This window comes from Actinomadura livida, from assembly GCF_014648675.1.
GTDB classification, from domain to species: domain Bacteria; phylum Actinomycetota; class Actinomycetes; order Streptosporangiales; family Streptosporangiaceae; genus Spirillospora; species Spirillospora livida.
The window spans coordinates 120,474-129,385 of record NZ_BMRO01000016.1 but is presented as its reverse complement, the minus strand read 5'-3'; the positions used below and the strand labels follow the sequence as shown (position 1 = coordinate 129,385).

The following is an 8,912-nucleotide window of genomic DNA, read 5'->3' as shown; positions in this document are numbered from 1 at the left end:
CCCATGCTGATCCCTCGCAAGGTCAAGCACCGCAAGCAGCACCACCCGAGGCGCAGGGGCATGGCCAAGGGCGGCACCAGGGTGACGTTCGGTGAGTACGGCATCCAGGCCATCGAGGGCGCGTACGTGACCAACCGGCAGATCGAGGCCGCGCGTATCGCGATGACCCGGCACATCAAGCGCGGCGGCAAGGTCTGGATCAACATCTTCCCGGACCGTCCGCTGACCAAGAAGCCCGCCGAGACCCGCATGGGCTCCGGTAAGGGCTCGGTCGAGTGGTGGGTGGCCAACGTCAAGCCCGGACGCGTGATGTTCGAGCTGTCGTACCCCAACGAAGAGGTCGCCCGCGCGGCCCTCATGCGCGCGATCCACAAGCTCCCCATGAAGTGCAAGATCGTTAAGCGGGAAGTGGGTGAGGGCTGATGGCCAAGGGACTCACGGCCGACGACCTGCGGACCGAGACCGAGGACGTCCTGGTCACCAAGCTCAAGGAGGCCAAGGAGGAGCTGTTCAACCTCCGCTTCCAGGCCGCCACCGGCCAGCTTGAGAGCCACGGGCGGCTGCGCACCGTGAAGCGGGAGATCGCCCGCATCTACACCGTGATGCGGGAGCGCGAGCTCGGCATCGTCACGGTCGAGGACGCCGCGGAGGACAACGAATGACCGAGCAGACGACGCAGACCGACAAGCGGCCGAGCCGCAAGGTCCTCGAGGGGCTCGTGGTCAGCGACAAGATGGACAAGACCGTGGTCGTGTCCGTCGAGGACCGCGTCACCCACCGCAGGTACCACAAGGTGATCCGCCGCACGAAGAACTACAAGGCGCACGACGAGGCCAACGAGTGTGGCGTCGGCGACCGCGTCCGTCTCATGGAGACCCGGCCGCTGTCGGCCACCAAGCGGTGGCGCGTGGTCGAGATCCTCGAGAAGGCCAAGTAATTACTGGTTCCACCAGGCTGATCGCCCGCCGCGGGCGGGCGATCAGAACCGGTGTGACGAACAGGAGTCAACGTGATCCAGCAGGAGTCGCGACTCAAGGTCGCCGACAACACGGGTGCGAAGGAGATCCTCTGCATCCGCGTTCTCGGCGGCTCGGGTAGGCGCTACGCGGGAGTCGGCGACATCATCGTCGCGACGGTGAAGGACGCCCTTCCCGCCGCGGGCGTGAAGAAGGGTGACATCGTCAAGGCCGTCGTCGTGCGCACCCGCAAGGAGCGCCGGCGCCCCGACGGCTCCTACATCCGCTTCGACGAGAACGCCGCCGTGCTCATCAAGGACGGCGGGGACCCCCGCGGCACCCGAATCTTCGGCCCGGTGGGCCGTGAACTGCGCGAGAAGAAGTTCATGCGCATCATCTCGCTCGCGCCGGAGGTGCTCTGATGAAGATCCGCAAGGGCGACGAGGTCATCGTCCTCGCCGGCAAGGACAAGGGCGCGACGGGCAAGGTCCTGCGCGTCTACCCGGCCCGCGAGCGCGTGGTCGTCGAGGGCGTCAACCTCATCACCAAGAACATCAAGGCCGACCAGCAGCGTGCCGGCAGGGACAGCGGCCGCGTCACGATGGAGGCGCCGCTGCACGTCAGCAACGTCGCCATCGTCGAGGACGGCAAGCCGGTACGGGTCGGATACCGCATCAACGAGGACGGCACGAAGGTTCGGATCTCGCGCCGTAGCGGTAAGGAGATCTGAGACCCATGACCGACACCGCCACCGAGCGTCCCGTCCCGAAGCCGAGGCTCAAGCTGCGCTACCGCGAGGAGATCGCGGGCCAGATGCGCGAGCAGTTCGGCTACGAGAACGTCATGCAGATCCCCACGCTGACCAAGATCGTGGTCAACATGGGCGTCGGCGACGCGGCCCGGGACGCCAAGCTGATCGACGGCGCGATCCGCGACCTGTCGCTGATCACCGGCCAGAAGCCGGCCGTCAACCGGGCCAAGAAGTCCATCGCCCAGTTCAAGCTGCGCGAGGGCATGCCGATCGGCGCGCACGCCACGCTGCGCGGCGACCGGATGTGGGAGTTCCTGGACCGGCTCCTGTCGACGGCGCTGCCCCGCATCCGCGACTTCCGCGGCCTGTCGCCGAAGCAGTTCGACGGCAACGGGAACTACACCTTCGGGCTCACCGAGCAGGTCATGTTCCACGAGGTCGACCCGGACAAGGTCGACCGCCAGCGGGGCATGGACATCACGGTCGTGACGACCGCGAAGAACGACGACGAGGGCCGGGCGCTGCTCAAGCTCCTGGGCTTCCCCTTCAAGGAAAGCTGAGCGAGGAGCATATGGCGAAGAAGTCGCTGATCGCCAAGGCGGCGCGGAAGCCGAAGTTCGGCGTGCGCGCGTACACTCGGTGCTCGCGCTGCGGGCGTCCGCGCTCCGTCTACCGGAAGTTCGGCCTGTGCCGCGTGTGCTTCCGGGAGATGGCCCACCGCGGCGAGCTGCCCGGCATCACGAAGTCCAGCTGGTGACCGCCCTCCCGGGGGAACGACGCCCCGGGGGCGGGCTCCGGCCAGTAATGACCGATCGGGCACCCGCGAGGGTGCCCATGACCGCGCCGAAGGTCCACGGGCCGCATCAACCCGAGGAAACCGCGGCGAGGAGGGCCAGCAGGCCATGACGATGACCGACCCGATCGCAGACATGCTGACGCGTCTGCGGAACGCGAATTCGGCGTACCACGACACCGTGGCCATGCCGTACTCGAAGATCAAGGCGCACATCGCCGAGATCCTCCAGCAGGAGGGCTACATCTCGGGCTGGACCGTGGAGGACGCCGAGGTCGGCAAGAAGCTCGTGATCGAGCTGAAGTTCGGCCCGACCCGCGAGCGTTCGATCGCCGGCATCAAGCGCGTCTCGAAGCCGGGTCTGCGCGTGTACGCGAAGAAGGACAACCTGCCCCGGGTCCTCGGCGGACTGGGCGTCGCGATCATCTCGACGTCCTCCGGCCTGATGACCGACCGGCAGGCGGGCAAGCGCGGCGTGGGCGGCGAAGTCCTCGCCTACGTGTGGTGAGGGGAGGGTTCTGCAATGTCTCGAATCGGACGTAACCCCATCACCGTCCCCGGCGGTGTCGAGGTCAACATCGACGGCCGCGAGGTCACCGTCAAGGGGCCGAAGGGCACGCTGTCGCACACCGTCGCCGAGCCCATCGAGGTGAAGCTCGAGGACGGCACGCTGACGGTGAGCCGCCCGAACGACCTCAACAAGGTGCGGGGCCTGCACGGGCTCACCCGCACCCTGATCAACAACATGGTCGTCGGGGTCACCGACGGCTACAAGAAGACCCTGGTCATCCAGGGTGTCGGCTACCGTGTGGCGGCCAAGGGCAAGAACCTGGAGTTCTCCCTCGGGTACAGCCACCCGATCCTCGTCGAGCCGCCGGAGGGCATCTCCTTCACGGTGGAGCGGCCGACCCAGCTGGTCGTCGAGGGCATCGACAAGCAGAAGGTCGGCGAGGTCGCCGCCAACATCCGCAAGCTGCGCAAGCCCGACCCGTACAAGGGCAAGGGCGTGCGGTACGAGGGTGAGTACATCCGCCGCAAGGTCGGAAAGGCTGGTAAGTAGGCATGGCAGGCACGAAGACCCTCGCCGGCAAGGCCACGAGCCGCCGCGCGCTCTCGCGCAGGCGCCGGCACCTGCGGGTCCGGAAGAAGGTCCTCGGCAGCGCCGCGCGGCCTCGCCTGGTCGTGACCCGCTCCAGCAAGCACGTGTTCGTCCAGGTCATCGACGACGACAAGGGCCACACGCTGGCCAGCGCGTCGACGATGGAGGCGGACCTGCGCGCCGACTCCGGCGACAAGACGGCCAAGTCCCGCAAGGTCGGCGAGCTCATCGCCCGGCGGGCCCAGGACGCCGGTGTCTCCGCGGTCGTCTTCGACCGCGGCGGCAACAAGTACCACGGCCGCATCGCCGCCGTCGCGGAGGGTGCGCGCGAAGGGGGCCTCGAAGTCTGATGGCCCTGTACAAGGCAGAGGAAGGGAACCACTGATGGCAGCGCAGAGGCGTGGTGGCGGTCAGGGTGGCGACCGTCGCGATCGCCGCGACGACCGCCGCGGTGGCGCCGACAAGGGCCAGTCGTACATCGAGAAGGTCGTGGCGATCAACCGTGTCGCCAAGGTCGTCAAGGGCGGGCGGCGCTTCAGCTTCACCGCCCTGGTAATCGTCGGTGACGGCAACGGCACCGTCGGCGTCGGCTACGGCAAGGCCAAGGAGGTGCCCGCGGCGATCGCCAAGGGCGTCGAGGAGGCCAAGAAGCACTTCTTCAAGGTGCCGCGGATCCAGGGCACCATCCCGCACCTGGTGCAGGCGCGGGACGCGGCGGGCGAGGTCCTGCTGCGTCCGGCGAGCCCCGGTACCGGTGTGATCGCGGGTGGCCCGGTGCGCGCGGTGCTGGAGGCCGCCGGCATCCAGGACGTGCTGAGCAAGTCGCTGGGCAGCGACAACGCGATCAACATCGTGCACGCCACGATCGCGGGCCTGAAGGCGCTGAAGCGTCCCGAGGAGATCGCGGCCAAGCGCGGCCTGCCGATCGAGGACGTCGCCCCCGCGGCCATGCTGCGGGCCCGCGCCGCGGGCAGCGAGCCCAGGCCGGAGGTCGCGAGCTCATGAGCAATCTGAAGATCACGCAGACCAAGTCGGTGATCAGCGAGAAGCAGAACCAGCGTGACACGCTGCGCACCCTCGGCCTGAAGAAGATCGGGCAGAGCGTGGTCCGCGAGGACCGCCCCGAGGTGCTCGGCATGATCCGGACGGTGGCGCACCTGGTCACCGTCGAGGAGGTCGACTGACATGGCGGCTGATCTCGGTAAGAAGGACGACGCCACGGGAACCGGCGCCGAGGGCGGCGCGCCGCTCAAGGTGCACGACCTGCGTCCGGCCCCCGGCGCCAACCGTGCCAAGACCCGCAAGGGCCGCGGCGAGGCGTCCAAGGGCAAGACCGCGGGCCGCGGCACCAAGGGCACCAAGGCCCGCGGCACCGTCCCCGTCGGTTTCGAGGGCGGCCAGATGCCGCTGATCCGCCGGGTTCCGAAGCTGAAGGGCTTCAAGAACCCGAACCGGGTCGAGTTCCAGGTCGTGAACCTGGACCGGCTCGCCGCGCTCTACCCCGAGGGCGGCGAGGTCACGGCGGAGGACCTGGCGGCGAAGGGCGCGGTGCGCCGCGGCCGTCCGGTCAAGGTACTCGGCACCGGCGACATCTCCGTCGCGGTTCAGGTGAAGGCGCACGCCTTTTCCGGAGCCGCGAAGGAAAAGATCGCGGCCGCCGGCGGAACCGCCGACGAGCTGTAGGAAGAGATACCTTCGATGCCGGGGCCGTGTTCGCCTTGCGCCGGGGGCCGTGAGGTCCTCCCTGCGGGCGGGACGGCCCCGGTGTCATCTGCTGTTAGAGTCACACGGTCGGAGGTGCTCCGCGTGAGATTCCACACTTCGGGTTTCTCAGCGGGTATCCTCCGCCAGGACTCATGGACCTGTAACCGGCCCTCGGCGGCCATGAACTCGCCAGTCACGCAGGAGGAATGGTGCTGACCGCGTTCGCTCGGGCTTTCCGTACGCCTGACCTGCGTAAAAAGCTGCTCTTCACGTTGTTCATCATCTTGGTGTTCCGGCTCGGGTCGATCGTCCCGACGCCGAACGTGAACGTCAGTGTGCTGAAAGAGACCGCCGATGCGGCCAAGGAGAGCAACCAGCTCTACGGTCTTGTCGACCTGTTCAGCGGCGGTGCGCTGCTGCAGTTGTCGGTCTTCGCCCTGGGCATCATGCCCTACATCACGGCGAGCATCATTCTCCAGTTGCTCACGGTCGTGATCCCGCGGCTGGAGGCCCTCAAGAAAGAGGGCCAGTCCGGCACTACGAAGATCACCCAGTACACCCGCTACCTGACCGTCGGGCTGGCGATCCTGCAGGCGACCGGCATCGTGGCGATGGCGAGCACCGGCCAGCTGTTCCAGGGGGTCTCCGGCGCCAACGACATCCTCTACGAGACGACCATGTTCCCCATCATCATGATGGTGGTCGTCATGGTGGCCGGCACGACCGTCATCATGTGGCTGGGCGAGCTGATCACCGACCGCGGCGTCGGCAACGGCATGTCGCTGCTGATCTTCACGCAGGTCGTCGCGGTCTTCCCCGCCCAGTTCTGGAGCATCTTCAAGGCCAAGGGCGGCTTCATCTTCGCGGTGGTGCTGATCGTCGGCCTGGCGATCATGGCCGGTGTCGTGTTCGTCGAGCAGGCCCAGCGGCGCATCCCCGTCCAGTACGCCAAGCGGATGGTCGGCCGGCGCATGTACGGCGGCACCTCGACCTACATCCCGCTGAAGGTCAACCAGGCCGGCATCATCCCGATCATCTTCGCGTCGTCGCTGATCTACCTGCCCGTCCTGGCGACCCAGCTGTGGCCCGAGACCAAGTGGCTGCAGAAGGTCCAGCCGTACCTGCAGCAGGACAACGCCTGGCACATGGCGGCCTACTTCGCCCTGATCATCTTCTTCACCTACTTCTACGTGGCGATCACCTTCAACCCCACTGAAGTGGCCGACAACATGAAGAAGTATGGTGGATTCATCCCAGGTATCCGCCCTGGCCGGCCGACCGCCGAATACCTCGACTTCGTGCTGACCAGGATCACCACACCCGGTGCCGTGTACCTGGGGCTCGTGTCCCTGATCCCGATGGTGGCGTTCGCACTCCTGAACGCGACCCAGGAGTTCCCCTTCGGTGGCGCGAGCATCCTCATCATCGTCGGCGTCGGACTGGATACCGTGAAGCAGATCGAGAGTCAGCTGCAGCAGCGCAACTACGAGGGTTTCCTGCGGTAGTGCGTATCGTCCTGGTGGGCCCCCCGGGTGCGGGCAAGGGGACGCAGGCCCAGTACATCGCATCTCATCTGTCCATCCCGAAGATCTCGACAGGTGACATCTTCCGCGCCAACGTCAGCGGCGGCACGGAGCTCGGGCGGCAGGCCAAGCAGTACATGGACCGCGGCGACCTGGTGCCCGACGAGGTGACGATCGCGATGGTGCGCGACCGCCTCGCCGAGGACGACGCCCGCGACGGGTTCCTGCTGGACGGCTTCCCGCGCAACGTCCCCCAGGCCGAGACGCTGAAGAAGATCCTCGCCGAGTGGGACGCCCGGCTCGACATCGTGCTCGAGCTGGTCGTCGACGAGGAGGAGGTCGTCCGGCGGCTGTCGGGCCGGCGCACCTGCGACCGCTGCGGCCGGATCTGGCACGTCGACTTCGACGACAAGCAGGACGACATCTGCGACGACTGCGGCGGGCACCTGTTCCAGCGCGACGACGACAAGGAAGAGGTCGTCCAGCACCGCCTGGAGGTCTACAAGCAGGACACGGCCCCGCTGGTGCAGTTCTACGCCGACGAGGGCATCCTGGTCGGCATCGACGCGACCGGTCCGGTCGAGGAGGTCACCAAGCGAGCCCTGACCGCCCTGCGCCCGCTGGAGAAGTAGAGCAAGGCAAAGGGCCCCGTTCCCCGCGGGGAGCGGGGCCCGGCGGAGAAGTCTGTGAGGGCGGGAAGATGTTCAAGCGGCGCAGGCCCGCGATCCAGGTGAAGACCGCGGAGCAGCTGGAGCTGATGCGCGGGGCCGGGCTCCTGGTCGGCCGGACCCTCGAGGTCCTGCGGGAGGCGGTCCGGCCGGGGATCACCACCCTCGACCTGGACCGGATCGCCGAGCGGCACATCCGCGACCACGGCGGTGTGCCGTCGTTCAAGGGCTACCACGGCTTCACCGGGACGATCTGCGCGTCGATCAACGAGGAGATCGTGCACGGCATCCCGGACCGCGGGAAGGTGCTGCGGGACGGCGACGTCATCTCCATCGACTGCGGCGCGATCGTCGAGGGGTGGCACGGCGACGCGGCGATCACCGTCCCGGTGGGGGAGATCACCGCGGAGCTGCGGCGGCTCCTGGAGGTGACCGAGACGTCCCTGTGGCGCGGTCTCGCGGCCGGACGGGCCGGGGCCAGGCTGACGGACATGTCGCACGCGATCGAGGCTCACATTCGCTCTGAGGGCGCCTACGGCATCGTCGAGGGCTACGGCGGGCACGGCATCGGCACCGAGATGCACATGGACCCGCTCATCCCGAACCACGGCGAGCCGGGGCACGGGCCCGTCCTGGAGCCGGGGATGTGCTTCGCGGTCGAGCCGATGGTGAACCTCGGCACGAAGGACACCGTGGAGCTGGACGACGGCTGGACGGTCGTCACGCTCGACGGGCGCTCCTCGGCGCACTTCGAGCACACCTTCGCGGTGACCCCGGAGGGGCCGCGTGTCATGACGGCTCTCGACGAGGGCCGCGAGTGGTTCACCAAGCTCGGCGTCGAGGCGTACGCCACGGCTTCCGGGAAGTCGCCGGCGGCGGGCGGGAACTGAACCTCCGCGCGGGGGGCCCTCACCGGAATCATCCCTACATAATGGGAACTGGAGCTTCTGGCTGAGCGGAGGGGACGATGGCGCCGAACCCTGACATCCGGGCCTCGGACGCCGACCGTGACCGGGTGGCGGCGAGCCTGCGCGAGCACTGCGGCGAGGGCCGGATCACGATGGACGAGCTGCACGAGCGGCTGGAGGCGGTGTACGACGCCAAGACCATCGGGCAGCTCCAGGAGGTCACCGCCGACCTGCCCGAGGAGGACCTCTACCAGCTCCCCGTCCCCGCTTCGCAGCCGAAGAGCACCGACCTGGCGGCCAGTGCCGTGTCGCGGGTGCCGGAGGTGTCCCAGCACCGGGCGATGTGGGCGGCGTGGGCGTCGGTCAGCGCGATCAACTTCACGATCTGGCTGATCATCGCCGTGTCGAGCGGCTGGGTCTATCCGTGGTGGATCTGGGTCGCGGGCCCCTGGGGCGCGATGCTCCTCATCGGCACGCTGTTCGGCGGCGGCCGCCGGCACGAGTGACGCG

17 protein-coding genes are annotated in these 8,912 nt (G+C 68.0%); all 17 read left to right on the top strand.

Going from position 1 to position 8,912, the window contains the following annotated elements; genetic code table 11:
• The first annotated feature begins 3 nt into the window (after positions 1-3).
• The 17 genes from rplP to IEZ03_RS31090 all read left to right on the top strand — a co-directional run bounded on the left by rplP (position 4) and on the right by IEZ03_RS31090 (position 8,908).
• Positions 4-423, top strand: coding sequence for a 50S ribosomal protein L16 (gene rplP / locus IEZ03_RS31170; RefSeq protein ID WP_184889139.1), 420 nt, complete (start codon positions 4-6; stop codon positions 421-423).
• Positions 423-662 (top strand): 50S ribosomal protein L29, encoded by a 240-nt coding sequence (gene rpmC / locus IEZ03_RS31165; RefSeq protein ID WP_131952934.1) that lies wholly within the window; start codon positions 423-425, stop codon positions 660-662. The genes rplP and rpmC overlap by 1 nt, the downstream gene beginning before the upstream one ends.
• Positions 659-937 (top strand): 30S ribosomal protein S17, encoded by a 279-nt coding sequence (gene rpsQ, locus IEZ03_RS31160; protein ID WP_131983859.1) that lies wholly within the window; start codon positions 659-661, stop codon positions 935-937. Before rpmC ends, rpsQ begins: the two co-directional genes overlap by 4 nt.
• Before the next feature lie 72 nt (positions 938-1,009).
• The gene (gene rplN / locus IEZ03_RS31155) at positions 1,010-1,378 is read left to right on the top strand and encodes a 50S ribosomal protein L14 (RefSeq protein WP_131952936.1); all 369 of its coding nucleotides are present in this window, start codon (positions 1,010-1,012) and stop codon (positions 1,376-1,378) included.
• Entirely contained in the window at positions 1,378-1,686 is a 309-nt protein-coding gene (rplX, locus tag IEZ03_RS31150; protein ID WP_132043939.1) for a 50S ribosomal protein L24, read from the top strand. Before rplN ends, rplX begins: the two co-directional genes overlap by 1 nt.
• A 5-nt stretch (positions 1,687-1,691) precedes the next feature.
• On the top strand, positions 1,692-2,267 hold the full coding sequence (rplE, locus tag IEZ03_RS31145; RefSeq protein WP_132043937.1) for a 50S ribosomal protein L5: 576 nt from the start codon (positions 1,692-1,694) through the stop codon (positions 2,265-2,267).
• A gap of 11 nt (positions 2,268-2,278) precedes the next feature.
• Positions 2,279-2,464 carry a type Z 30S ribosomal protein S14 gene (locus IEZ03_RS31140; protein ID WP_018657585.1) on the top strand — a complete coding sequence of 62 codons (186 nt, stop codon included), beginning with the start codon at positions 2,279-2,281 and terminating at the stop codon, positions 2,462-2,464.
• A 145-nt stretch (positions 2,465-2,609) separates the two neighbouring features.
• Positions 2,610-3,008: a 30S ribosomal protein S8 gene (gene rpsH / locus IEZ03_RS31135; protein WP_132043935.1), complete on the top strand. Its 399-nt coding sequence runs from the start codon at positions 2,610-2,612 to the stop codon at positions 3,006-3,008.
• A gap of 15 nt (positions 3,009-3,023) precedes the next feature.
• A complete protein-coding gene (rplF, locus tag IEZ03_RS31130) occupies positions 3,024-3,560 on the top strand; it encodes a 50S ribosomal protein L6 (protein WP_132043933.1) in 537 nt (178 codons plus the stop codon).
• A gap of 2 nt (positions 3,561-3,562) precedes the next feature.
• Entirely contained in the window at positions 3,563-3,949 is a 387-nt protein-coding gene (gene rplR, locus IEZ03_RS31125; RefSeq protein ID WP_184889137.1) for a 50S ribosomal protein L18, read from the top strand.
• 34 nt (positions 3,950-3,983) lie between these two features.
• Positions 3,984-4,604, top strand: coding sequence for a 30S ribosomal protein S5 (gene rpsE / locus IEZ03_RS31120; protein ID WP_373293705.1), 621 nt, complete (start codon positions 3,984-3,986; stop codon positions 4,602-4,604).
• Positions 4,601-4,783 carry a 50S ribosomal protein L30 gene (gene rpmD / locus IEZ03_RS31115; RefSeq protein ID WP_021596720.1) on the top strand — a complete coding sequence of 61 codons (183 nt, stop codon included), beginning with the start codon at positions 4,601-4,603 and terminating at the stop codon, positions 4,781-4,783. Before rpsE ends, rpmD begins: the two co-directional genes overlap by 4 nt.
• A gap of 1 nt (position 4,784) precedes the next feature.
• Positions 4,785-5,282, top strand: a complete 498-nt coding sequence (rplO, locus tag IEZ03_RS31110; RefSeq protein ID WP_132043929.1) for a 50S ribosomal protein L15 — start codon at positions 4,785-4,787, stop codon at positions 5,280-5,282.
• 230 nt (positions 5,283-5,512) lie between these two features.
• Positions 5,513-6,808: a preprotein translocase subunit SecY gene (gene secY / locus IEZ03_RS31105; RefSeq protein WP_132044023.1), complete on the top strand. Its 1,296-nt coding sequence runs from the start codon at positions 5,513-5,515 to the stop codon at positions 6,806-6,808.
• Positions 6,808-7,458: an adenylate kinase gene (locus tag IEZ03_RS31100; RefSeq protein WP_184889135.1), complete on the top strand. Its 651-nt coding sequence runs from the start codon at positions 6,808-6,810 to the stop codon at positions 7,456-7,458. The genes secY and IEZ03_RS31100 overlap by 1 nt, the downstream gene beginning before the upstream one ends.
• Before the next feature lie 68 nt (positions 7,459-7,526).
• Positions 7,527-8,384 carry a type I methionyl aminopeptidase gene (map, locus tag IEZ03_RS31095; RefSeq protein WP_184889133.1) on the top strand — a complete coding sequence of 286 codons (858 nt, stop codon included), beginning with the start codon at positions 7,527-7,529 and terminating at the stop codon, positions 8,382-8,384.
• A 77-nt stretch (positions 8,385-8,461) separates the two neighbouring features.
• Positions 8,462-8,908 (top strand): DUF1707 SHOCT-like domain-containing protein, encoded by a 447-nt coding sequence (locus IEZ03_RS31090; RefSeq protein ID WP_132043925.1) that lies wholly within the window; start codon positions 8,462-8,464, stop codon positions 8,906-8,908.
• Positions 8,909-8,912 lie beyond the last annotated feature (4 nt).